Source organism: Oleiphilus sp. HI0043, from assembly GCF_001634935.1.
On the sequence record NZ_LWEY01000147.1, the window covers coordinates 1 to 25,903 of the forward strand.

Genomic DNA, 25,903 nt, shown 5'->3' on the forward strand with positions numbered 1-25,903 from the left:
CAATACATGAGGAAGAGAAGGTAGCTTATTTACCTTCAATTCGTTCATTATTTGTTGTGTGTTGTCTGTAGTCATGGCTTTTTATGATAAAAAATCGTCTTTTAAAGAACGTTATTATTGAGCATATATTAGACAATACTCTATACAAATTAAACATTTATTGCACTTTTTTTAAGTAATTGTTTAAAAGTGAGATTTGCTACTAGAAAAATACTACTTGGTTGTTGTGCGTGATTTGGTGTTTTATCTATCTTAAAGTCGGTAGAATGGGCGAGTTCATGATGTGCGCATGGTAATGTGTTTGTTTGAACCTAAAACGTATTGCCTGCAGGGCAAGCGCACTGAATTTAGTATTAAAACTGTTACCTTGAAAGGCCTTTTTGCGGTGATGCTAGACAAGAATAAAATACCCCGTGTAATCGCGATCACTGGCGGAAAAGGTGGTGTAGGTAAGACGAGTGTTTCAATTAATCTGGCGATTGCTTTGTCAAAAAGCGGCTCCAAAGTGTGCTTGCTAGATGGTGATACCGGCTTAGCTAATACCAATATCATGTTGGGGCTCTATCCCGCCTATACGCTGGAGCATTTGTTCACGGGTGAAAAGTCGATTCAGGATATCGTGCTCGAAGGGCCCGAGGGTATCCAGGTCATTCCAGGAGCATCGGGTTTCGCTCAGTGTGTTGAGTTGGATGTCGGGCAGCAACAAAGGCTGGTGACTTCTATTCGTGCAATTGAGCCTCATTATGACTATATGATGGTCGACACAGCCGCGGGTATTTCTCCAACCGTTCTTCATTTTATTGCCGCGTCTCAAGTTGCTGTCGTTGTGGTGACCCCCGAGCCAACCTCTTTAACTGATGCGTTCTCTCTGCTTAAGGTGCTCAAACGCCGCGGTTATCGACGAAAGGTTCAGATTGTTGTCAATATGGTCTCTAATGCGGCGCAAGCTAAGAAGGTCTTTCAGCGCTTTTCACAAGCCGTTAGTAAGTATCTGGACCTGAATACAGAATACCTGGGCTCGGTATGGATGGATGAAAGCATGCGAGCGGCAGTCAGCTTGCAGCGTCCTGTTGCGCTTTATCCTAAAACCGATCCTTCCGCTCGTTGTTTTTATCGCTTAGCAGAAAAAATAGATGACCTGTTTAGCCAGACAGGCGTTCCGCGTTTGGCCTTTAGCGCCTATTGGCAAAAAGTAGTAGAGCGACAAGTCGCTCGCCCACAGAAAAGCATCGCGGCCAAACAAGCGGCTTCGACAAGAAAAACGACGTCTCTTCATAAACCGGGCTCTTTTGATAAGCTGCGTGAGCAAATGGCAAGCTTTAGCTCGGCAGGAGAGCAATCCCAGGGGAATAAAAGAGCGGTCTCGAGTTATGAACAAACCTTGCTTGACCAAGTTCGGGAAGCTCAAGGCGACTTGTCTCCTGAATCAGAGATCCATGTTGAAGACAATGCTTTGGATTCCGGCGTTGAAGCTAGCGTTGAACGTTATGTTGAGCAAAAAGCAGAGCTAGTAGAGGAGCCGCTATCAGAGCATTCTGAAGATGCATGGGTCGATCTACGGCTTCGTTTAAATAACTTCTTTAGCGATAAAAATACAACACCCGAACAGATGGTGACTTTGTTGTCTGGGTGTATTTACAGTTTTGGTGATCGTCTGGGCAATGCAGCAGTTGACCTTCTTCATAGCTTGCTGCATTCTCTGGATCCTGATCAGTTGAGTGAAGAACAAAAACAATTGTTATTGTCTGATTATGAACGCATCGGTTTGGATGAATACCGCCAGTCGATAAAGCTCAGACAATCCAAAGCCCGTTATGACGCTTCTGGTTTTGGTGATCAACAAGTTCTAGCGCGAGCAATTCGCTCCTCAGCTGAAGATATACCACTGGAAAGTTTATTAGAATCAATCAAGTATGCGTCTTTAGTCGACTCTTCCGGTGACTCATAAAGAATAAAAAGAGACTCTGAATAGTGAGGCTCTACAAGGACCGGAGACATCTCATGAGTAATCAAAAAGTTTATCCCATTCACGCGCAGGCTAAAGCCCGCACTAATATCGATCAAGACCGTTATCAAGCGCTTTATCAGCAGTCGCAGGATGACAATGAATCGTTCTGGGCAGAGCAGGGAAAGCGCCTTGAATGGATCAAACCTTATTCCCAGGTAAAAGATGTATCGTTTTCTTCTAATGATTTGCATATTCGCTGGTATTACGACGGTGTCTTGAATGCTTCGGTAAATTGTCTAGATCGCCACTTGGCTGAGCGTGGTGAACAGACTGCAGTTATCTTTGAGGGAGATGAGCTAGATTCTTCTAAGCATATTTCCTATCGAGAGCTGTACGAAGAAACGTGTAAGTTTGCCAACGCCATGCGACAAACAGGTGTAAAAAAGGGCGACATTGTCACTATCTATATGCCTAATGTTCCTGAAACTGCTGTAGCGATGTTGGCCTGTGCTCGTATTGGTGCCATTCATTCTGTTGTGTTTGGTGGTTTTTCTCCTGAAGCCTTGGCTGCTCGTATCGCTGACGGTGCAGCGAAATGGGTCGTGACGGCTGATGAAGGCGTACGTGGTGCCAAAGCGATTCCTCTAAAGAAAAATGTCGATGCAGCGATTGAAACCGATGCGGTCACGACGGTTGAAAATGTCTTTGTGTTAAAACGCACCGGCAATGATGTTAATTGGGTCGAGGGTCGAGACCTTTGGTATCATGAACTTTTGGCAGGTGCTTCGAGTGAGTGTGAACCTGAGCCAATGAATGCCGAAGACCCGCTCTTTATGCTTTATACCTCTGGTTCGACGGGTAAGCCTAAAGGTGTTCTTCATACGACTGGCGGTTACATGGTCTATGCCTCGCTGACGCATGAAGTTGTTTTTGATTATCAGGAAAATGATGTTTACTGGTGTACAGCTGATTTTGGTTGGATCACCGGCCACACTTACATGCTTTATGGGCCGCTAGCGAATGGTGCTGTGAATGTTATGTATGAAGGTGTGCCGAACTACCCTGATTTTTCGCGTTTTTGGCAGATTGTTGAAAAGCATAAGATTAACGTTATCTACACTGCGCCGACCGCAATTCGAGCCTTGATGGCAGAAGGCGATGCCTATGTTGAAAAATGCGACCTATCAAGCTTGCGTTTGCTGGGAAGCGTGGGTGAACCAATCAACCCAGAAGCCTGGGACTGGTATCACCGTGTAGTAGGTAAAGAAAAGTGCCCGATTGTCGATACTTGGTGGCAGACCGAGACGGGTGGGGTGCTGATTTCTCCTTTGCCTGGCGCCACGGAATTAAAGCCTGGCTCGGCGACACGCCCTCTATTCGGTGTTAAACCTGCGATTGTCGACAATGAAGGCAATATTCTGGAAGGTGCAGCTGAAGGTAATTTAGTTATGCTGGATAGCTGGCCTGGGCAGATGCGTACTGTCTACGGCGACCATGAACGCTTTATCCAGACCTACTTTAGTACCTATGAAGGTATGTACTTCACAGGTGATGGTGCGCGTCGCGATGAAGATGGTTATTACTGGATTACCGGTCGTGTTGATGATGTCTTGAATATTTCGGGGCACAGAATGGGCACCGCTGAAATCGAAAGTGCATTAGTGGCTCACCCAGATGTTGCCGAAGCCGCTGTTGTTGGCTACCCTCACGATATTAAAGGCCAAGGTATTTATGTCTATGTCAGTATGATGCATGACCATGACATTGACCTAAATGACGCGCTCAAAGACACCTTGAAGCAATGGGTGAGAAAAGAGATTGGCCCTGTCGCGACACCGGATATCATACAGTGGGCACCGGCGTTGCCAAAGACCCGTTCTGGTAAAATCATGCGCCGTATTTTGCGCAAGATAGCCGCGAACGAGCATGATAGCTTGGGGGATATCTCTACCTTGGCCGATCCTTCAGTGGTCGCCAAATTGGTTGATGAACGACTGAACAAGTAAGCAATCAACGCTACTGTAGGCAGAGGGGGAAACCCCTCGCAGAACCTGACCCTTGCTAGCCCGCCAGCGAGCCGTGGAAGGCTCTGCCTACAAGTATGGTTTTTCTCGAATCCGTAGGCAAACGGTTCCACCTCTCGCAGAATCTGCCCCCTTGCTAGCCCTCTAGCGAGCCTGGGACGGCCGCTCTGTCTACAAAACACTCCGCCAGATCCAGCAGTAAAATCGACAGCAATTTCCCTGATATCATTTAGACAACAACTTGGCTCGCTAATTGCAAATCACTCCAGCTACTAAAATTATTAATCTATAAATCAATGACTTATAGAAATGTTGCGCTAGCTTGGTGCAATTCTTGAGTAAATTGCTCAGGTATTGCACGGCATTGGTGCTCATTATTGAGAGAGTGTTTGTTTATGTTGTTTGGTCGAAAAGACAGAAAGCCTATCAAGATAGTAGAAAAACCTGTTAAGGAATGGAAGTACACCACCTGTGGTTATTGCTCGACTGGTTGCTCGATTGAAGTCGGTATCGATGAGGATGGAAAAGCGGTAGGAACCCGTGGTGATACCGGGGCAGATGTAAATCGTGGGAAGCTATGTATTAAAGGTATTTTTGAGCACCAACTATTTGATTCAGAGGGCCGCGGTGGTCAACCTCTGATGCGCGACAAATTCTATCAAGACTTTAAGCCTGCCAGCTGGGACCAAGCGCTCGATAAGACGGCCGCTGAATTCAAGCGAATCCAGGAAAAGTACGGCAAAGATTCTGTCGCTGTCGTCTCGACTGGGCAGATCTTCACTGAAGAATTTTATACTTTGGGTAAATTGGTGCGAGGTTGTATTGGTACCAATCATTATGATGGTAATACGACGCTTTGCATGGCTTCTGCCGTTTCAGGCTATAAGCGCTCTTTTGGTTCTGACGGACCTCCTGGTTGTTATGAGGACTTTGAGCATACGGAGTGCTTAATTGCCTGGGGCTCAAACCTGCCTGAGCAACACCCGATTATCTATTGGCGACTTAAAGAGGCCTTAGAGAAGCGAAAATTCCCGGTAATTGTTGTTGACCCTCGTGTAACCATGTTGGCGCAATTTGCTGATATTCACTTACCCATCACGCCTGGCACCGATGTGGTGCTCCAGAATAGTTTGATGCATGTGATCTTGGCTGAAAGTCTTGAAGACCGAGACTACATCAATGCAAACACCCAGGGCATAGAAGAAGTTGAAGCATTGGTTAAGGACTACGACCCGGTCAGTGCTTCAAAAATATGTGGTATTGATGAAGATACGATTCGTAATGTCGCGCGCTTGTATGCGAAAGCCGGTGCTGCAATGAGTATTTGGACGATGGGGATTAACCAGAGCACTCATGGTTCAGACGGCGTTGTCGGTATCAATAACTTGAACCTGATTACCGGAAATATCGGTAAGCCAGGTGGTACCAGCTTGTCTATTACAGGTCAGTGTAATGCTATGGGGACGCGTGAATGGTCTTCTTGTTCTGGCTTACCAGGATACAGGGCTTTGGAAAATGAAGAGCACCGCCAGGAAATTGCAGATTTTTGGGGTATCGATGCTGACTTCTTCCCGACTAAGCGTGGGATGCAACAAACCGATATCTTCCCGGCAATTGAAACGGGCCAGATTAAAGCCTTGTGGTTGATCGCGACTAACCCAATGACCTCGATGCCGCAAACCTCTCGAATTCGTAAGACGCTTGAAAAACTGGAGTTCTTGGTTGTTCAGGATAGTTACCGTGACGTTGAAACCAATCAATATTCTCATGTCTATCTTCCGGGTTCAGTTTGGGCAGAAAAGGAAGGTTGCTTCACTAATACGGAGCGTCGTGTAAACCTAGTGCGTAAAGTGGTTGAGCCTTATGCCAACTCTAAGCCGGATTTCTGGATCTTTAACGAAATGGCCAAGCGTTTTGAGAATGGCCAGAAGATTAACTTCCCTGATACCACGGCAGAGGCCTTTGAAGAAATGCGCCAGCTATCGAAAGGTGATGGCAGAACCTTAGATATTTCAGGTATGACGCATGAAATACTGGAAGAAGCCAGAGGGATTCAGTGGCCTTATCGCGAAGGAAATGACAGTGGCAAGGGCGACCCTCGTTTGTATACGGACGGTAAGTTCCAGACTAAGAGCAAGAAGGCGAACCTGATTCCTTTGCCGTATATCGAGAATAATGAAACACCTTGCGACAAGTACCCCTTCTGGATGAATAGTGGCCGGGTAGTGGAGCACTTCCATACCCGAACTAAGACCGGGAAGTTGGGTAACCTGAATAAGTTCAGCCCAACCCCCTACATGGAAATGAACCCTGACGCAGCTGCAGAGTTAGGCGTAGCGCATCAATCGTATGTGAGAATTGTTTCGCGCCGCGGTGATGCCGTGGTGATGGTACAGCTAACGCAGAGAGTTCCTAGAAATATGGTTTTCATTCCTTTTCACTTTCATGATTGTGTTAATCGTGTCTCGCTTGGTTTGCTTGACCCACACTCAAGGCAACCTGCCTTTAAGCAGTGTGCGATCAAGATAGAACCGGTCGACCAGTCGGTGGCTGGTCAATTAAATGCTGAGCGAAGAGGATATTAATATGCTGAATTTATTAGTAAAAGTTCGTGACCGCTTGGACCAGATCGGTGTGCCGAACGAAGAAAAGAACACCAACGAAAGACCGACTTTTACCTTCAGGGATAACGAGCAAGGCTATGCAAAGCTGTATGATCCTAAGGTGAAGAAGAACGAAAGCGAAGAAAACCGCTATGGGCAGAAGATTGACTTATTGGATCTGACCGAAGGCGCGTTCGAGCAGGGGCGATCGATGCAGATCAATGAAAACCCCTCTGTAGGTTGCAACCCTAATCGAAACAAGCAGCACGGATTTCACTTTACCGCTGACAACTGTATCGGTTGCCATGCCTGCGAAGCCGCTTGTAGTGAAAAGAATGAAAATCCGGCTCACTTGGCTTTCCGCTCGGTTGGTTATGTAGAAGGGGGTTCCTACCCTGACTATAAGCGCATGAACATATCAATGGCGTGTAACCATTGTGACGACCCGGTTTGTTTGAAGGGCTGTCCAACAAAGGCTTATACCAAGCATACTGAATATGGTGCGGTACTCCAGGATCCTGATACCTGCTTTGGTTGTGGTTACTGTACTTGGGTTTGTCCTTATAACGCACCACAGCTTGACCCGGTTAAAGGTCAGGTATCGAAGTGTAATATGTGTGTTGACCGCTTAGAAGTAGGCTTGAAGCCAGCCTGTGTGTCGGCCTGTTTGGGTAATGCATTGAACTTTGGTGTTATTGAAGATACGCCAGAAAATAGAGAGCAGACTGAGGCGAGTATCCCTGGCTTCCCTGACCCATCAATTACGCAACCTAATATTCGTTTCCAGCAGATCAAAACTCTACCGGAAGAGATGACGCGAACAGATGTTCAGCCTCTCAAGTACCATAAGCAAGAAGATGGAAGTTATCGTTCAGTTGTAGATGAGAAAGCAGGTAAAGAGCGATCTTGGAATTTGAAGCGTCTAAGTTCGCGAGAAAATCCTTTGGTTATGTTCACCTTGTCGACTCAAGCAGTGATCGGTGCCTTTATGATTTTGCTGTTGGGGCCGTCTATCTTCCCTGAAGCCTTTGCATTTTTAGATCAAAGTGCGATGAAGTATCCATTATTGGGTGCGATGATTTTTGTTCAGGCCTTGGGTTTATTCCTTTCTACGCTGCACTTGGGTAAGCCTTTGCGTTTCTACCGTGGGTTTAATAACTTGCGTTGGTCACCACTTAGTCGGGAAGCCTTGGGTATAGCCATGTTCTTCGCGGGCCTATGTGGCTATACCGTGTTGTCTGCGATCAATGAATGGTTGCAGTTGGGTATCCTAGATTTGCTGATATCTATTGCGGGTGGTTTTGCGGTGATCTCTGCTTTGATAGGTTTGTACTTCATGCACTGTATCTATCGAATTAAAGCTCGCCCGTTCTGGAATCATTGGCAGGTATTGACCAGCTTCTTTGGCAGTATGTTTAGTGTCGGCGGAATTGTTTTTGCCGTGTTTGCTTGTATTGCTTATTCGCTTCAAGATTTAAGCTTTGCACCACTTCTGAGTGTCTTGTCTGGTCTGGTCTTTATTGGCTTGCTGGTTGAGTCAATAGGTCTTGTTGCTCATGCTCGTTACCTGAATACTGAACAGGGAGAGGGCGCAGCAGCGCACTACATTCAGTGGACGACGTTTGGCAATACTTACTTGGCGAGAAACGTCAGCTTAGTGCTTGGCTTGCTTATCTCTGCAGTCTTCTTTATCTGGGCGCCTACCGGTATTTCAGCTGCACTGATTGGTATCGCTGCGGGGCTTGGCATGATCATTATGTTGTTAGTTGGTCGTGCACTCTTCTATGTATTGGTTGTACCTACAACCATGCCAGGGGCTTTCTTCTGGAAGAACAAAGGGTTTGAAGAACATGCCAGAGACATTGGTTTGGCAGAAATGCCTCAGGTGGGTGTTGTACCTGACCTACACTAATCGCAAGTGACTTAAGAGAAGGCTGCTTTCGAAAGAAAGTGGCCTTATTGCCAATAGAATTTAGTGCGTGCTTAGTCATCAATGAGTAAAAGAGGCAGGATAAACGAAGAAGCTAAAGTGAATCAGGTTAATGCTAAAGTGAAGCAGGATAGCAAGTAGCAGAGAATTGCTTCGCTGGTAACTCCATGCGTAGAGTAAACCCGCGGCAAAGATTAGGCTGAGCCTCTCTATCGCCCCGGGCCCTGTATGGAAGTGAGCAAGAGTGAACAGAAGGGATGAGCCAATGATGGCGGCGCTGGCTGTAGACGATTTTAGGAATATAAAGCGCTGAATGATTAGCCTGAAGAACGCTTCTTCAGCGATGCAGGTCACAAACAGATTAATAAAAATAAAGGCCAAAGTCAGCTGGCCGAATTTAAAATCTGTATTGACGCCCAAAATGTAGCCGATCAGAAAAATCCCAAACATAGCGAAGCCGAGCTTGGCGAATAGCTCGGGCTTTATGTTGGTTTCGTTCTTCAGGTTTGAAGGGCTCGTATTGCTGACCCAGTAGCGAAAGCAAAATAAGATTAATACTGCGCCCAAGGCTTTATCAAGGTGAGCACTTAGGGTGTAAGGAATGCTTGAGTTACCAAGTAAGGCCGGGCCGAAGACCGTGGTTTTAGTAAAGCCGGGAACAAGGTGTAAGGCTAGCATCAAGGGCACAAGGCTTAAAAATATCCAGGCGAAGGTTTTTATTGGTAAATGCTTTGATTGAACCTGACTAATGATCAGCGTGGCGAAAACAAGGAAAGCAGCAGTTCGCCAATCGATAACTTGCGTTAGCCAGCTTGTAATCAGCAAGATTGCGAGCAAGGGTAAGCTTAGAAGTAGGCTAGGTGGCTTGCCGGGCTTGAGCAATAAGCTGACTAGCAGTGTGTAGACAGAAAAGCTTGGAAGTAATTCGAGAGGCAGTTGAATATCCATATAGCTATACATTTACAATTGTAAATCCAGTTTACTAAAGTCGAAAAAAAAGACCGGAAATATACCGGTCTTTTTGAGTATGCGTGATATCAAGTGTTTTTAGAAGTCTTCCCACTCATCGTCTTCTGAAAACGAAGCTGCACCGTTATCCTCTTGCGCAGCACTGCTTGCCTGGTAGGTGATGACAGGTTCTTTAGTTGGTTCTGGTGCACTGTAACTTGCTGCAGGTGTTGACGGAGCTGAAGCGAAGGAGGGAGAAGAACTATGCGAGCTCTGCGAAGCATCTAAGCGGAAGAAGGCAATCAGGCGATTCATGTTGCTCGCTTCTTCAGACATTGAACGGCTTGCAGCAGAGGTTTGCTCAACCAAAGCCGCGTTCTGCTGAGTCATTTCGTCCATTTGCGCAACGGCCTGATTGATTTGACTGATACCGCTATTTTGTTCGATTGCTGCAGTGTTGACGTCATTGATCATCTTGGCAACGCGATCAACTGACTGGACGATGTCATTGAGCATTTGCCCAGACTGGTTAACCATGGCTGAGCCGGATTCTACCTTGTTTACACTGTCACGAATCAAGTCTTTGATTTCCTTCGCCGCGGCAGCAGAACGTTGCGATAAGGTACGAACCTCTCCAGCAACGACAGCAAAGCCACGGCCTTGCTCACCAGCTCTTGCGGCTTCAACCGCAGCATTCAAGGCGAGGAGGTTGGTCTGGAAGGCAATTTCATCGATCACGCCGATAATGTCGTTGATCTTGTTGCTAGATTCCATTATTTCACGCATCGCACTAACGGCACCTTGAACAACTTCACCGCCTTGCTCCGCTTTACCCTTCGCATCGCTTGCCATAGTGTTTGACTCGGAGGCATTTTCCGACGTTTGTTTTACGGTGGCTGTAATTTGCTCCATGCTGGAAGCGGTTTCTTCCAGTGAGCTGGCTTGCGATTCGGTTCGTCGACTTAAGTCATCGGAGCCTTCCGCGACTTCTTGTGAAGAAGTGCGAACCGTTTCTGAGGCGATTTGAATGCGTGTTAGCACTTCACTTAGTTTGGTAACGCTGTTATTTGCATTGTTTTTGATGGCAAGTAACTCGCCCTTGTAATTGTTTTCGATACTCTTGGTGAGATCACCTTCAGACATTGCTTCAAATATCACGCCGACTTCACTGACAAACTCGGATGTCTTGTCCATTAGAGAGTTCAAACCATTACTGAGGTTTTCGAAGAAGCCACTTTTACCGGTTAGGTCAATTCGTTGTCGAAGGTCTCCATCGTTGGCGGCATTTATCAAACTGTTAATTTCACCTTCTAGCGCAACCTCATCAGTTCTATCTGACCATTCAACGACGGTACCCAAGCGAGTTTGGTCTTCGCCATATATAGGTGTCGCAGTTAGGCCAAAGGTACGTACACCGACCTTAATTTCAGTTTGATATGTACTGGTCAGACGCTCAAGCATACTGCGTTGGTGTGCAGGGTTTTTGTGGAAAACATCGATGTTGTTGCCAACAAGGTTATTGGCATCAAAGTTTGGCAGCACTTTGCGTAAGTCTGCCTCAGCTACGCGCATCATATTCTGTACTGCTTTGTTCATATAATTGATGTTGTAATTTGCATCGGCCATCATCACATTGGTATTACAAACATCGAGAGCCAGTCTAACGCCTGCATTTTCCTCGGCGAGTTGTTTGGCTTTTGTTTCTTGAGCAAGCGCTTCTGTTCGGTCATTCCATTCAACGACAGTACCGATTCGTTCTTTGTTTTCAGCAAAAATAGGGGTCGCGATTAAGTTAAATGTGCGTGGCCCAACCGTAATGTTGGTTTGGTAAGTGCTGGTGAGCTTCTCAAGCATGCTGCGTTGATGCGCTGGATTCTTATGGAAGATGTCGATATTGTTGCCAATCAGGTTATCGGCGTCGAAGCGAGAAAGCTCTGCTTTCAAGTCGCTTTCCGCAGTTTTCATCATTTCTTGTACTGATTCATTCATATAAATGATATTGAACTCAGCGTCGGCCATCATGACGTTGGTGCTACACACATCTAGCGCTAGTTTGATTCGCGTATTGTCTGCTGCCAACTGAGCTTCAGCCTGTTCCTTGGCTAGCTGCGCGGTTTGATCATCCCACTCGACGACGGTGCCGAGTCGTTGGTGTTCATCATCAAAGATTGGTGTGGCTATCAAACTGAATGTTCGAGTGCCAACTTGGATTTTTCCGTTATATTGAGTTTGCAAGCCTTCTAGCATACTCCGTTGGTGAGCCGGATTTTTATGGAAGACATCAATACTCTCTCCCATAAGTGCTTGAGCATTAAAGTTGGGAAGTACCACTTTTAAGTCTGCTTCAGCACTTTGCATCATTTCCTTTACGGAGTCATTCATATAGACAATGTTGTAGTCATCATCGGCCATCATGACATTGGTGTTGCAGACGTTTAAGGCAGAGATAATCCGCTGAGTGGAGGCTTGAGAAGCCTCTATTTCGTTTTGTTTTTCCTGTTGGCTATAAGCTAAAGCCTGTAGCTTGGAGGCTAGGCTATTGTTCTTCGCACCAGTATTTTCTGAAGCGTTCGAAAAGTTCCCCATGGAAATTTCATCGACTAAATGCTTCACCTGAGAGATTGGGGCGCCCAGATTGTTCTGTGTGTTATGGATGTTAATGAATGCGATGGCGGTCACCAGGATAAGCGCGATAATACTACCGGATATGCCGATAGCCCCACTACCAGATAATAGCGAGCCAACTGTGATCAGCAAAGCTAGCGCGAAGCCGATAATTAGCTTCCATTGAGGTTGTATTTGTTCTTGATGGTTCATGTTTATTACCGTCCATTAGTTGATAAGGATTGGGGCCTGTATCAATGTAGTTCAAAAAAACAATATCACCTTAGTGGTAGATAAATTTTTATTGTTCTGGCTTAACGAAAAATTAGGATAAGATTGCTCGCTAGTTTGATAAGCTAGGAAACCATTATTTAAGGTATGGATAAGGGAAGACGAGAATGAATTTAAAGAAATGCATTGGGGGGAGTATATGTTTACTTGCTCTAAGCAGTATCGCTTTTGCAGAAGATAAACCTAAATATTATGCCGGGCTGGATGCCCACTACCTGATAAATACTATTGGTAATGAACAAAGTGGCGAAGCGGAGTTCGATATCTCTGGAGCTGGTCTGAGAGCGGGATTATATTTGGAGCCTCAAGTAGGGCTTGAAGTTTATGCCGCACAAGGTGTCACTGAGGGAGACGATATTGGTATTGATATGAGTCTCGTATCTTCGGTTGGGATATTGGGTCGTTTCGAGTCTCCAGAGGCTGAGAACGGTGGGAAATTGTTTATCTTGCTTGGCTATGGCATGTCTGAACTGGAAATGACCCGCAGCGCCTCCAGCCCCGTAGATAGAGAGTTGTATCATGGCGTTGTCTACGGTGGTGGTGCTGAATTTCGTTTGGGTTCGAGTGAGACCTTTATCAATATTCAGGGCCTTCGTTATTATGATGAGGATCACCTCTCTCTGGATGGTGTGAGCTTGGGCTTACGCCAAAGTTTCTAGTTAAAAAGGACTTAATATGTGTTCAGTAAAAAAGATGACACGGGCTGTTTTACTTTTAGTTAGCTTTGTCTTAACAGCTTGTGGTGTGGGTAATGAGCAAACTTATATTCAAGCCGTTGAAGTCAACACTAAGAATTTGACCTCTATTTCTATTGTTTCCTCGAATGATCGCGTGCGTGAAGGGGAGACCGAGACATTCACAGCCTTGGGAAATGTTGATGGCGGTGCCAGCCAGATTGATATTACAAGTTCGGTAAGCTGGTCGAGTTCAGACTCTTCGATTATATCGGTGAATAGTAATGGTGTGGCGACAGGTAAATCTAACGGTACGGCGGATGTAATAGCACGGCTTGCCGACCTTTCGGCGACTAAGGCATTGCGCTCTTCCGATGCACCCTTGGTCTCGATAGCCGTCAGTAATCAACCTGCGAGCCTTCCAGTATGTCAAACATCCTCGCAACAACTGCTTGCAAGGGGAACATATAGTGACGGTGATGAGGCAGACATTTCGGATAAAGTAAGCTGGAGTGTCAGTGATAGCTCGGTTATTTATGTTGGTGATGTAGCGCTGTCTGATGGCTCGAGAGAAGATAAAGGAGTCCTCTCTGGTTTGTCTATTGATGATGCGCAAATCATAGCAAGCCAGGATGATATTGATAGTGAAGGGGTGACAGTTTCAGTCGTGGCGGGAGGTCTGACTAGTATTTCCGTCAGCTCTGCTGATGAAATGCTCTATGCGGAAGAAAGTAGTCAATTTTCAGCGCTGGGTGATTATGGCTCAGACCCCGTTGATATAACTGAAAACGTCCAATGGGGGTCTTCTGATATAACAATTCTGGCATTCTCTGATACCGACACTGGCTTGGCTGAACTACTGCTTGAAGGGTCTAGCAATGTGAGTGCTACTTGTGACCCCGGAGGCTCAGGAGAGCTGCAGTCAGCCTTACTTGCGGTAGATGTAGAGGCAGCGGTTGAGGTGGTATCGCTTCGTGTAAAGTATGGGAATGACAGCTATAACGATGATGACACTATTGAACTGGATCTGGAAGACGGCGAGGCGCAGCTAAAACTCTATACCGTTGATACTAAAGGGGATGAAGGGATTGTTGATCTGGCTGATGAGGAAGAAACTAGTTGGTCGGTGATCGGAACTGCGCTTTCAGGTGAGGCTGCTGACATCTCTAGTTCGGGCTTAGTGACCTTTGATGCCGTGGGGGAGTCTGAATACCAGGTTCGTTATAAAGATGATGATAACGATATCAATGTAGATATTTATTTTTTCATTAAAGTTGAATAGGACTTGCTAGTTTTTTAGCGTACAATCCCCGCCGCCCCGGAAACGGGCACTGAAAGTTACCGCAGTAAGCACGACACAGTGTTTATTGCGGAAACCCCTCTTTTTTATGTCTGTTACATCAAGTAGTTAATTATCCGCATTGACTCAGTGAGTTGCAGTTCGCTACGTATTAGGACGTATTTCAGCACCCTATGAAATACCAATCTTGTAGCCCTGAGATTTAGGAAGTTAGAATGGCCAGAAGTTTATCGCAGGCTTTTTATAAAAACTTTTTGGGCAACACGCCCAGTTGGTACAAGAACGCAATTATTGCATTTTTAGTCTTTAATCCTATCTTGTTTACCCTTGCGCCTTATGTTGCGGGATGGCTATTGATAGTGCAGTTCATTTTTACCTTGGCGATGGCATTAAAGTGTTATCCATTGCAGCCGGGTGGCTTGCTAGCGCTGGAAGCCGTGCTGATAGGTATGGTGTCGCCCGAGACGGTTTATCATGAACTTGAGAATAACTTGCAGGTTATTCTGTTGCTGATCTTCATGGTGGCGGGGATTTATTTTATGAAGAGTATGCTGCTCATCGTATTTACCAAAATCATTCTTGGTATTCGATCGAAGACGCAATTGTCCTTAGTCTTTTGTGTTGCTTCAGCTGTTTTGTCAGCTTTTCTCGATGCTTTAACTGTTACCGCAGTCATTATCAGTGTCTGTGTCGGTTTTTACTCTGTCTACCACAAAGTCGCGTCGGGCAAGAAGTTTCATCATATTGATCATGACCATGGAGATGATGATGACGTTCATGAGGATCATCGTCAGGCCCTTGCCCAGTTTCGAGCATTCTTACGTAGCTTGATGATGCATGGTGCTGTAGGGACTGCCTTGGGTGGTGTCTGTACACAGGTGGGTGAGCCTCAGAATCTACTAATTTCTGAAAAACTGGGTTGGGACTTCGTAGAGTTTTTCTTGCAAATGGCACCGATTACAATGCCGGTTCTGTTTTTTGGCTTGCTTACTTGTATTCTGTTAGAGAAAACCAAAAAATTTGACTACGGGGCTAAGATTCCAGGCTCGGTTCGGAAGATTCTAGAAAACTTTGATCAGGAAGAGAAGGCTAAAATGACCCCGGAATTTAAAGCTAAGTTGATTGCTCAAGGTGCAGTGGCAGTACTGTTATGCGTATCACTAGCTTTGCATTTGGCTGCGGTAGGGCTAATTGGTTTAACAGTCATTATTCTTGCAACTGTCTTTACTGGGATCAATGAAGAGCATCAAATTGGTAAAGCGTTTGAAGAGGCATTACCGTTTACAGCTTTACTCGTTGTCTTTTTCACGATTGTCGGTGTAATTCATGAGCTGCACTTATTTTCGGGTGTGATTAACTATGTTCTGTCGCTTGATGAAAGTGCCCAGCCTGGCATGTTCTTCATTGCGAATGGAGTACTGTCGATGATTAGTGATAATGTCTTTGTTGCGACTGTTTATATCGATGAAGTGAAGAGTGCCTTTGATGCCGGTTCTATTAGTCGCGAGCATTTTGAAAAGCTTGCCATAGCGATTAATACCGGAACAAACCTACCTAGTGTTGCAACGCCAAATGGTCAGGCGGCCTTCTTGTTCTTGTTGACCTCTGCGATAGCGCCATTGGTGCGTTTATCATATGGCAAGATGGTGGTTATGGCCTTGCCATATACTGTGGTATTAGGTGTTGTTGGCTATCTAGGTGTTTATCTCACACTCTAGGCTATGAATGCTTGATATAGCCCGGCCTGTCCGGGCTTAATTATGGATGCTTTAAATGCCGGGCTGCCGGTCAGGCTAAGAGGCACAAAAAAGCCCGAAGCAAGATGATTGTTTCGGGCTGATATGAGTTCGGATTTATTCCTACCGTTAGTTGATATTATTACGTGTTTTAATATCCGTAATTAGCTGATCTTTATTTTCCCAAAGTGTATTTAACCAAGCTTGAAAAGCTGCTTTAAACTCAGGGTCGCTACTATAGTCTTTACCTAAGAACTCTTTAGGTATTTCTATTTTGTTAATATGGACGGTTACTTTCGAAATACGACCACAGAAGAGATCCCACGGTCCGATATCTTTATCGTGGTAAACAATTGTAAGATCCAGCATGGTATTCATTTGAGAGCCCATACTGCCTAGAACAAAAGCTGCTCCACCCGCTTTAGGCTTTAGCAGGTTTGTGAATGGGGACTCTTGGCGCGCATGCTTTTCCGGTGTGAAACGAGTACCTTCGAGGAAGTTAAATACTGATACTGGCGTTGTTTTAAACTTCTCACAAGCCTTTTGTGTGGTTTCCAGATCTTTACCGGCAAGTGATGGATCTTTCTTTATTTGTGCTGGAGTGGAGCGCTTCATGAAAGGGAAGTCCAAAGCCCACCAGCAGATGCCAATAATCGGTACCCAGATAAGTTCTTTTTTAAGGAAGAACTTAAGCATAGGGATTTTGCGGTTCAAGATTTTTTGAGTGATTGGAATATCTGACCAAGATTGATGATTACAATTTACAAAGTACCAATCATTTTTTGTTAGCCCTTCAACACTGGTAAAATCCCACTCAACCTTCAGAAACATTGCCATAAAAAAGTTGTTCATAGAAACCCAGTTTGTTGCACAGGCAATAAGGGTTTTAGTCACAATTTTTTTGACGATATTGATGGGAATGATGATCTTAAGCAGAGCGCCAACGACTAAAATAGGCATCCAGAGCAAAGTGTTCAGAATAACTAAAATCAGAATAATAGCCCCTTTAACTGGGCCAGGAAGAAAGCTGAGCATATATACCCCTCATAGTATTTTAGTAAAATTTTATCGAGAGACACCTACAAGTACAAGATTACAGCGTACGCATGTAAATATGGTGCTGCATTATCTATTTAATCTGGCTGTATAGTGCAAATAAGGTGGTGGCAATAGGTGGGAGGATAGTGCTCATGCTTACTGTTCTGGTTTATCGGGTGGCGCTTCAGTTGAAGTCTTCTTTTGATCAGTTTTTTTAGCTGGAAAGAAAGCATCAGTTTTATGTTTAGCTTTCGCTTTGATTTCAGGTGTGATGTATCGAGACAGCGTGGCGATTGCCGCAGCCATTACAGATATGTCATCGGTGTAGCCAAGAACGGGGGTTAAGTCAGGAATCCCGTCAATAAGGCTAATGAAGTAGCCGAGCGTTCCGAGAATAACCGTTTTTACCCATGCTGGAGTGTTTGGTTCGCGTAGGGTGTAATACAAAATTAGTGCGTGAGTAATAGCTTCCTGAGAAAGGGAGCTGAAGGCAGATTTGATTTTACTAGTTAGCTTTTTTTCGTTTATATCGTCTTTCATTTTACTCTCGACCAGGCTTTATTCGAAGCCTGGTTTTAATATCTGATCTTTGCCAGCAAGTACTAAACCAATGCTGTTTTCCTGTAGCCATAATAAAGTTAGGAGATTCCCTGGAGTCGCGCTGTCGTCAGATTTTGATATAAATCCCTTTAATGTTAAAGCTTGCCCCAACACATCAGCAAAGCTAATTTCAATCTCGTTAAAGGTAACACGGCAAGTGTCACTTTCTACCGACGCTTGAGAGTCTTGATTCGGAGAGCTGAGGGAGTTCGTCTCTGGGTTGCTGGTCAGGGTATGAGTAACGTAGATTCTCGATAATTGCAGTGTGGCATGACAGTCATTGCTTGAACCTGCATTTAGTCTATCGGTAATATGCAGAGTTGATCCGTTCAGATTTTGTAGACTGTTTGTTTCGTCCAAAATAGTCATGCTATTACCTTGTATATGATAGGTAAACTGTATTACATCGTCGGTATCGGGAAAGATTGGGCTGCTTACTTCCTCTAGCTCAACGCCGAGAATAATTCCTGTCCCACGATCAGTAGTCACAGTTGTATCAGAGGTGTTGAAGGAAAACGCAAAATGACTTCCGCTTTCTGTCGCGTGACCAATAGGTGCTTCGAGACCACCATCGAGCTTCAATATACCTCTATTTACCTCTGAAATGCCTGTCTCGCTGCTTGGGTCTGATACTTCGCTCAGTTCACTAAAGAATCTGCGTGAGTCCTCAATAATTCCTCTTTGCGTTGTCAATGACTGTGAGTTGTTGTTGGCGAGACGAGCTAGGGTATGGCTTCTATAGTGGGGGTTATTAATAGGCTGCTCCAGGCTGAAAAAACTACCAGATGCATTCCAAATCATTGTTTCGCCAAAGATTTCTATTATTTTATCTGTATCATTGAGCTTCTGAGAGAAGGATATTACTCCGTAGCTTTTGCCATTAAGTAAGCTGGTGGAAAAAGTGCTAGGTGTTTGCTGAGCGTGTACTTCCCATGAAAAAAGATTGATATCTTCGATCTGGTCTCCTAATTCTTCATCTTCAGTATTTGGATTTTTGACAATGTAGTTCGCGGCTTTGCTAAAGTTGCCACCAGTTAGCCAAGTTGGTTCGTTTCCATAATCAATATCTTCCTCTTCCTCGACAGGTGAGTAAACCGAGTCTGGTTCATATTCGTTTACTTGGTAGAGCTTGGCGAAAATAGGTTCGTATTGCCACGCGACATCTTTTGTATCAGTCACATCACCCGGTTGAGATGGGCTTAATGTACGTGCTTCCAATATGTTGCCTTCCCTACTTAAGAAAGAGTCGGGCGTAGAGGCTGAAGCATAAGCGTTGATTGGCTCAGATCGGTCAATATCGCTGTCGTTAATATCTCTCACGGTTAGGCTTGTGCGTTCATAAGGGATATCGATAAATAGCGCTGACTCGCGGCGTAAGTCCGTTAAATAGGTGGTGCTTTGATATTTGGGGTAAGCGGGCAGTTCATTGGCTAGCTCCCTGTTTTCGACGATGGTTGAATTGGATGCAGCAAAGCCAATGGATTCTACGCTCCTATTAGTTGCGTTGATATCGCTTAAAGAGAGGGCAAGAAATGCACTGTTATAAGTTTTTGGCAAAGGTGGAGGTGTAGAGAAAACGTCGCCATTTTCATCGAAACCCAGGCCAGTCACTTCGCGCATTGTACCTTTTGCGAAAGGGCTCGTTGCTCTGGTTAACTCTGTCGCAGCAGCTTCCACATAGTGACGAATTTCGTCTTGTTGTTCCAAGGTTTCTATTGCCTGTGAAATATTATTGTTGTTGGAAAGTTCGAAGTTAAACTCGCCAACAGCATTATTTATCATTGATAAGTAGTCTTGCTTAGCTCTAGGTTGGTTATCACAGCCAATCACAGGGTTATCGGTAAGACAAGGTTGGTGAGTTAACAAAGCGCTAGAGTCGGGAATTTGATCAAATACCTTTTTGAGTAGGTAATGAGTAAAAATATTAGTGGTAACTTGTGCAGTAGAATTAACCGCGATTGGGATGTAAGGGATGGCTGCGTAATAAATTTCATCGTCACTATAGCGGATTTTTATTACGTGGTTAATTTGTTCAATGTAATCGGACTCGATAAACATTTGGATGTTGCTGGAGTCCTCAAGTCTCGTTACGTCCCAGGTGGGGAGGTTGCCGTCAGAGGTTTCGTTGAAGTCGGCATTTAGTGAAACTAAGGATATTTGACCTAGGCTTAGGTCTGTTGAACCGTCTAGTCGTTCTGCGTTGATTATCAGAGTTTTTCCGAGGGTTAAATCTGGGTCTCGTGCGGTATCGCTATCAGAATCTAAATCGCTGGAACTACCATCAGTGCCACCTTGTTCTTCGGGGAGTCCGCATGCTTGTAGGGTGCCTAGCAAAAATAGGAAAACCATAATCGAAATGGTTTTGGGGAGCGGAGAGCGACGTGAGGACATAAGCTGCATTAACCTTTTTAGCAAATTACGTTAGTAGCTCTAACGTATTCCATATCGTTGAACTTGGATGCACTTACACATTCGGAGCTTGATCATAGCTCGCATCCAAAGTTAATAATCCTTTCGGGTTGAGTTAACCGAGTTAATATATCTAATTCGAGGCTTTTAAAAAAGCGCCTATGTTTCAGAGTGTGATCCGCATAGCGCTTAGCTGGTGACTCAAGAGGGGATTAGCTTCAATTCATTAGCCGTATCAAGAACTCGCTGAATGTCTTCGAGAAGCTCATTTATGTATGTATCCAACTGTCGCTCGTAAGTTTTTAAAGCATGTTCGGTATCTTTTACTGTTTTTCTTAACTTTGGAACGCCACAATAATGGCAGGCGCCATGTAATTTGTGGACAGACTCTTCAAGTAGTTCGAGCTGATTGTTTTGGAATAGCTGCTCAATTCGTTCTTTTTCACCTGGTAAGCTTTCCAAAAACTTTTTTAAGAAAGTTTCCGCAAGATCTTGGTTACCGTTACACAAACTCACGCCTTCTTCTATATCGATGATTTTAATTGGCGTGTGTGATGAATGAATAGCCTGAGATTGACGAGGGTCTGGGGTGGTATTATTTGTTTCCGGTAAGTGAACTGGGCTATTGTCTTTGGGCGATGCAGGCATAGACGTAGTAGCTTGCTTCTGACCTAGGTCACTGGCTAGCTCGGGAAGATATTCTGTGATTGTTTTACTGAGCTTTTCTTCATCAATTGGTTTGGTGATAAGTGTTTGAAAACCCTGGTTGAGAAAGGTTTGTTGTTCTTCGGGAAGGGCGTAGGCAGTCAGTGCAATGATCGTTGCTGTTTTATACTGCTGATTAATCTGCCGGATGCGCTTCATCGCTTCAACACCATCCATTCCTGGCATCTGAATATCCATAAAAATAAGCTTGTACGAGGTCTCCTGACATTTGCTGATTGCTTCAAAGCCGTCATTAGCGGACTCTGCTTGTATCCCCATGCTTTCCAGAATTGAGACCACTAACGATAAGTTGATATCATTATCATCCACGACAAGAATTGGTTGTCTATCTTTTTTAATAGGCGTTGAAATAGGGGTTGTGAGCTTTTTCAAGATGCTTTTTTTAGTGTAGTTTTCCATGCTTAGTTCGCATAGCTCATTGTAAAAACGCTGTCGGGTGAGCGGCTTCACCAAGTGTGCGCTGGCGCTTTGAATGGCTTCGGTATCGTAGTCTTCTAGGGTCGGCGTAATGAGCAAAACTCGTTGACCTAGTGATTGAAGGGTTTGCATGATCGAGGTGTATTCAGGGACGCCTAACTGGCTTTTATCCAGACTCACCAAGGTTAGTCGGCGATGATCTTTCTGGGTCTCAGCAACTTTTGCCAGGGTTATCAGTTGTAATTTGCTTTCGGCAAACTGGTAGTCTACACCCCAGGAGTTGAACATATGCTCTATTGCAAGTCTGGCGGACCCTTTGGGTTCGTAGCATATTATATGGCTGCCTCTTAGCTGCTCTTGGGTTGGGAGCTGTTCAAGCTCGTTGCCTGGTTTTTCTATGGGTAAGGTAAACCAGAATGTAGAGCCTTTGCCAAGCTCACTCTCAAAGCCAATTTCACCATCCATTTGCTCAATTAGGTTCTTGGATATCGCGAGCCCTAAACCTGTGCCGCCAAAGTTTCTCGCAGTTGTGGCGTCAGCTTGGGAAAAGGCGTTAAAAATCGAGTGTTGTTGGGCGCGAGACAAACCAACGCCTGTATCGGTCACTGACACTTTGACAGACTCGCGGCTGAGGTCATTTTCGTCATCGGCTAACATCACCCTGACTAAGACTTCACCAGCCTGGGTAAACTTGATTGCATTATTGACCAGGTTGGTGACAACTTGTTTGATGCGCAGAGGATCGCCAATAATGGCCCTGGGGACGTCTTGGTAATGTAGGTGAACCAACTCCAGATTCTTGGCGTGAGCCGTCGGTGCAAGCATAGCAACCACGTCATCGATAAGCTCCCGAAATTCAATGGTACCCTTTTCTAGCAATAGCTTACCGGCTTCTATTTTTGAGAAGTCGAGAATATCATTTATGATTAGTAGCAGAATTTCTGAAGACTTTTTGATTGTACTAAGGTGGTCTATTTGTCGTTTGTTCAGGTTGCTTTTAAGTAAGAGGTTGGTGAAACCAATAATGCCGTTCAGTGGTGTTCTAATTTCATGACTCATATTGGCTAAAAATTCTGACTTGGTTCGGTTTGCCAAAACAGCCTGCTTCCTCGCTATATCGAGCTCTACGTTCTGAATTTCAATTGTTTCGAGAGTTTCTCGCAAGTCTTCTGTAGTTTGTTCAATTTCTTGCGTCATGTCAGATTGAGTTTGGCTCAAGCGCTCACCTAACTGATTAGCGCTGTGAGCCAGCTGGTTAAGTTCGCTAGGGAAAACAGTTTGAATGTGTATGTCGGAATTGCCGTCAGCCAGCTTACCTAAATGCAGCCCAATTTCTTTAATTGGCGCTATTATTTGTTTAATCAAAAAACGCACAGAGAAATAGCAAAGGATTGCGCCGACTAACATTAACCAGATAGCCTTCATGACTGTGTTGCCGATTTCTTGGTTCATGGAGCCCCGGTTGGTGTTGATTAATAACCATGCCTTACTCTGTTCCTGTTGATAGGTGCTTGGGCCAACTTGTTTTTTTAGTCTACTTTGAGTCAAAGATGAAAGAGTGGCTGAGCGCTTTTCAGTATTCAGCGGTATGACGAAAATGTTTTCATTGCCTGTCTCGATAATTTTTGGGCTGACTGTGGGAAAGGTTGTTGGGTTAAGTCGTGCGGATAGCTGAGTGCCTCGGTGTTTTAAGACCTTATGATTTGAATTGAGTAGCGTAATCGATTCGATAAGGGGGGAAGCAAGTAGCGTGTCAAAGTATTTATTCAGATCGTTTAGTTCTGATTGCTTTTCATCATCTTTTTGCGTGGCTTTGTTTCGCAAGTGTTGAGCTGTGATGCTGGCGCTGGTCTGGGTTAATAGACTTAGCTGTTGGAAAAACTGTTTTTCAACGACATTTAGCCTGTGGTCGGCTAATACTAGGCCTAAGCCAAGAAATATTAATACTAGAGGCAAGGAGGCAATCAGTGCGATGCGAGACTTGAGCTTGATAGGTTTCATGGATTTAAACTTATATAATATAAGGCTTTGTCAGGCCGTGTGGTATATCATGAACTATGTATTATGGACAATTGTACGATGGACTGCCATAGCAAGCTTTACAGAAATTAGTATGATTAAACGGTGCTAATTTGATCTAGTGTCGTTTTATTGTCTTGTCTGTGAATTAGGCATTCTAGACTGGGCGCATTGAATTAATACATACTCTGTAAACAGAATATTGAACAGGAATTTTACTCCCAATGAGTGATGCAAAAAACGAATTTCCTACGATTGAAGACTATGTTGGAAATACCCCCCTCGTCAGGTTACAGCGTTTACCTGGTCAGACAACTAATATCCTGCTAGTCAAACTTGAGGGTAATAACCCTGCAGGTTCGGTGAAGGATAGGCCTGCTTTAAGTATGATTCAGAGGGCAGAGGAAAAAGGGCAGATAAAGCCCGGTGATACCTTAATCGAAGCAACGAGTGGCAATACGGGGATTGCTTTAGCGATGGCTGCGGCAATCAAGGGCTACAAGATGATCCTGATTATGCCAGACAACGCTAGCATGGAACGGAAGGCCTCAATGGAAGCTTACGGTGCACAAATGCTCTATGTTAGCAAAGAAGAAGGTATGGAGGGCGCTCGTGACCTGGCGCAGTCAATGGCGGCCGAAGGCAAGGGCATTGTCCTCGACCAGTTCGCGAACGATGACAACCCCTTGGCTCATTATTGCGGGACGGGGCCTGAAATCTGGGAGCAAACTCATGGAAAAATTACTCACTTTGTCAGTGCCATGGGAACGACAGGTACCATTATGGGAAACTCCAGGTTTCTGAAAGAAAAGAACCCAGATATCAAGATAGTGGGTTTGCAACCTGCAGAAAATGCGGCAATTCCCGGTATTCGTCGCTGGCCTGAAGAGTATCTGCCGAGTATTTTTGATCGCTCACGAGTCGATGAAGTGGTCGAGATGGGGCAAGATGAAGCGGAAAGAACAATGAAGGCCCTTGCCGCACAGGAAGGTATTTTTTGCGGTGTGTCCTCAGGCGGAGCCGTGGCTGCAGCTTTGCGCTTGTCAGCCAAGCTTGAAAATGCGGTGATCGTCGCCATTATCTGTGACCGTGGAGATCGTTACCTTTCAACAGGTGTTTTTTCGTGAGCAGGTGGCTCGGTAGCGTGTAACTATGGCAAATATTTTTTCTAAGCATAGAACTAAGCTGCGTGAGCAGTCTAAAAAGCAAAAAAAATCACTTGAGCGTGAACTTAAAGATTCGAAGCAGGAAGCTCGGGTGAAAGTGAGCCTGGAGTCCAAGAACCTCGCCAACGATGTTGATAGCTCTGATAGTGGCTTGCTTCAGTGTCAAATTCTGTCTCTCAGTCATGAGGGGCGAGGTATCGCCAAAAATAAAGGCAAAACGCAATTTGTGCATTATGCCTTGCCCGGTGAGACTGTTTTGGCTGAGGTCTTGGCTCATCGTGCTAAATATGATGAGCTGGCTGCGGTGAAAGTGATGCAAGCTTCAGATCAACGTGTTGAAGCTGTATGCTCATATTATGGAACTTGTGGTGGCTGCAGCCTCCAACATATGGGGCATAAAGCTCAACTGGCGCATAAACAAACTGTATTGGCTGACCAGCTTAAGCACTTTGGGGATTTGGCTCCGCAACAATGGTTGCCGCTTGTCGAGAGTGAGCCGTGGGGTTATCGTTCGCGTGTCCGGCTCAGTGTCGACTATGGCCGAAAAGGAGAAGGGCTTCGAATTGGCTTTCGTAAAAAAGCCTCCAAAGAGACATTAGATATAGATTCTTGCCCAATTATGGCTAGTGAGCTTTCAAGTGCCTTACCCGTACTTAAAGAACTTGTTGCTTCAATCTCGGTGCATAAAGCACTTGGCCACCTGGAACTGTCCTTGAGTCGTGAGGGAATAGGCGTGTTGATTCGGCATGTGAAGCCTCTTGAGCAGAGTGACTTGGAAATGCTTAGAAACCTTGCGAAGGAGCAGAAGTGGACGGTGTTTCTGCAAGCAGGGGACATTTCCAGTATTCAGCAGTTGTGGCCGGAAAATGAGTGCCGAGAAGAAGGCCAAGCTAACTTGTCCTATAATTTGCGGGTATTGAAGCAAAATTTAGCCTTACAATTCCACCCAAAAGATTTTACGCAAATCAACCTTGGTGTGAATCAGAAGATGGTTCTACTCGCGCTGCAGCTACTTGAACTTAAATCTGATGAGCGTGCTCTGGATCTGTTTTCAGGACTGGGTAATTTTACTTTGGCAATGGCAAAGTGCGCTAAGGAAGTTGTTGGGGTTGAAGGCAGTCAGGATATGGTGGAAAGAGGCTTGTTTAATGCACAAGCTAATGATATCGAAAATGTCACTTTTTATGAAAGTAACCTATACAGTGACTTCTCGGCTCAAGCTTGGACGAAGGGAGTTTATGATAAGATTTTGATCGACCCGCCTAGAGCAGGTGCTTTGGATATCGTGAGCAATATTAGGCAGTTTGGGGCAAAACGAATAGTTTATATATCATGCAACCCGGCTACATTAGCGCGTGACGCGGGGATCTTGGTGCAGCAAGGGTATCGTCTGATGCAGGCAGGGGTTTTGGATATGTTTCCCCATACTGAGCATTTAGAGTCGATAGCTGTTTTCGATAGTAAGTAGGC

The 25,903-nt window shown here is 45.0% G+C and carries 15 protein-coding genes; 9 read left to right on the plus strand and 6 right to left on the minus strand.

Annotation, left to right across the window (positions count from 1 at the left end):
- Positions 1-301: 301 nt before the first annotated feature.
- The 4 genes from A3729_RS02790 to A3729_RS02805 all read left to right on the plus strand — a co-directional run bounded on the left by A3729_RS02790 (position 302) and on the right by A3729_RS02805 (position 8,487).
- Positions 302-1,948 (plus strand): P-loop NTPase, encoded by a 1,647-nt coding sequence (locus A3729_RS02790; RefSeq protein ID WP_197470091.1) that lies wholly within the window; start codon positions 302-304, stop codon positions 1,946-1,948.
- A gap of 53 nt (positions 1,949-2,001) precedes the next feature.
- The gene (acs, locus tag A3729_RS02795) at positions 2,002-3,954 is read left to right on the plus strand and encodes an acetate--CoA ligase (RefSeq protein WP_068509939.1); all 1,953 of its coding nucleotides are present in this window, start codon (positions 2,002-2,004) and stop codon (positions 3,952-3,954) included.
- Between the two features lie 413 nt (positions 3,955-4,367).
- Positions 4,368-6,557: a molybdopterin oxidoreductase family protein gene (locus tag A3729_RS02800; protein WP_068633098.1), complete on the plus strand. Its 2,190-nt coding sequence runs from the start codon at positions 4,368-4,370 to the stop codon at positions 6,555-6,557.
- A 1-nt stretch (position 6,558) separates the two neighbouring features.
- On the plus strand, positions 6,559-8,487 hold the full coding sequence (locus A3729_RS02805) for a DmsC/YnfH family molybdoenzyme membrane anchor subunit (protein WP_068633107.1): 1,929 nt from the start codon (positions 6,559-6,561) through the stop codon (positions 8,485-8,487).
- 78 nt (positions 8,488-8,565) lie between these two features.
- Here A3729_RS02805 and A3729_RS02810 read toward each other — a convergent pair whose 3' ends face one another.
- Together A3729_RS02810 and A3729_RS02815 are read right to left on the minus strand one after the other, a co-directional pair.
- Entirely contained in the window at positions 8,566-9,453 is an 888-nt protein-coding gene (locus tag A3729_RS02810) for a CPBP family intramembrane glutamic endopeptidase (protein WP_197475500.1), read from the minus strand.
- 99 nt (positions 9,454-9,552) lie between these two features.
- Positions 9,553-12,270: a methyl-accepting chemotaxis protein gene (locus A3729_RS02815; RefSeq protein ID WP_068633103.1), complete on the minus strand. Its 2,718-nt coding sequence runs from the start codon at positions 12,268-12,270 to the stop codon at positions 9,553-9,555.
- Positions 12,271-12,455: 185 nt separating this feature from the next.
- Here A3729_RS02815 and A3729_RS02820 point away from each other — a divergent pair, with 185 nt between their 5' ends.
- From A3729_RS02820 to nhaB, 3 genes are all read left to right on the plus strand, one after another.
- Entirely contained in the window at positions 12,456-13,007 is a 552-nt protein-coding gene (locus A3729_RS02820; protein WP_068509584.1) for an outer membrane beta-barrel protein, read from the plus strand.
- 16 nt (positions 13,008-13,023) lie between these two features.
- Positions 13,024-14,304, plus strand: a complete 1,281-nt coding sequence (locus tag A3729_RS02825) for an Ig-like domain-containing protein (RefSeq protein WP_068509950.1) — start codon at positions 13,024-13,026, stop codon at positions 14,302-14,304.
- 233 nt (positions 14,305-14,537) lie between these two features.
- Positions 14,538-16,040, plus strand: coding sequence for a sodium/proton antiporter NhaB (nhaB, locus tag A3729_RS02830; protein WP_068633105.1), 1,503 nt, complete (start codon positions 14,538-14,540; stop codon positions 16,038-16,040).
- A 147-nt stretch (positions 16,041-16,187) separates the two neighbouring features.
- Here nhaB and A3729_RS02835 read toward each other — a convergent pair whose 3' ends face one another.
- From A3729_RS02835 to A3729_RS02850, 4 genes are all read right to left on the minus strand, one after another.
- Positions 16,188-17,093, minus strand: coding sequence for an acyltransferase (locus A3729_RS02835; RefSeq protein ID WP_068509953.1), 906 nt, complete (start codon positions 17,091-17,093; stop codon positions 16,188-16,190).
- 159 nt (positions 17,094-17,252) lie between these two features.
- Positions 17,253-17,636 (minus strand): YkvA family protein, encoded by a 384-nt coding sequence (locus tag A3729_RS02840; protein ID WP_068507569.1) that lies wholly within the window; start codon positions 17,634-17,636, stop codon positions 17,253-17,255.
- An 18-nt stretch (positions 17,637-17,654) separates the two neighbouring features.
- A complete protein-coding gene (locus A3729_RS02845; RefSeq protein ID WP_156490395.1) occupies positions 17,655-20,087 on the minus strand; it encodes a hypothetical protein in 2,433 nt (810 codons plus the stop codon).
- A 219-nt stretch (positions 20,088-20,306) separates the two neighbouring features.
- Entirely contained in the window at positions 20,307-23,249 is a 2,943-nt protein-coding gene (locus tag A3729_RS02850; RefSeq protein ID WP_068509957.1) for a hybrid sensor histidine kinase/response regulator, read from the minus strand.
- A 242-nt stretch (positions 23,250-23,491) separates the two neighbouring features.
- Here A3729_RS02850 and cysM point away from each other — a divergent pair, with 242 nt between their 5' ends.
- Together cysM and rlmD are read left to right on the plus strand one after the other, a co-directional pair.
- Positions 23,492-24,394, plus strand: coding sequence for a cysteine synthase CysM (cysM, locus tag A3729_RS02855; protein ID WP_068509959.1), 903 nt, complete (start codon positions 23,492-23,494; stop codon positions 24,392-24,394).
- Between the two features lie 25 nt (positions 24,395-24,419).
- The gene (gene rlmD / locus A3729_RS02860; RefSeq protein WP_082865187.1) at positions 24,420-25,901 is read left to right on the plus strand and encodes a 23S rRNA (uracil(1939)-C(5))-methyltransferase RlmD; all 1,482 of its coding nucleotides are present in this window, start codon (positions 24,420-24,422) and stop codon (positions 25,899-25,901) included.
- The last annotated feature ends 2 nt before the right edge of the window (positions 25,902-25,903 follow it).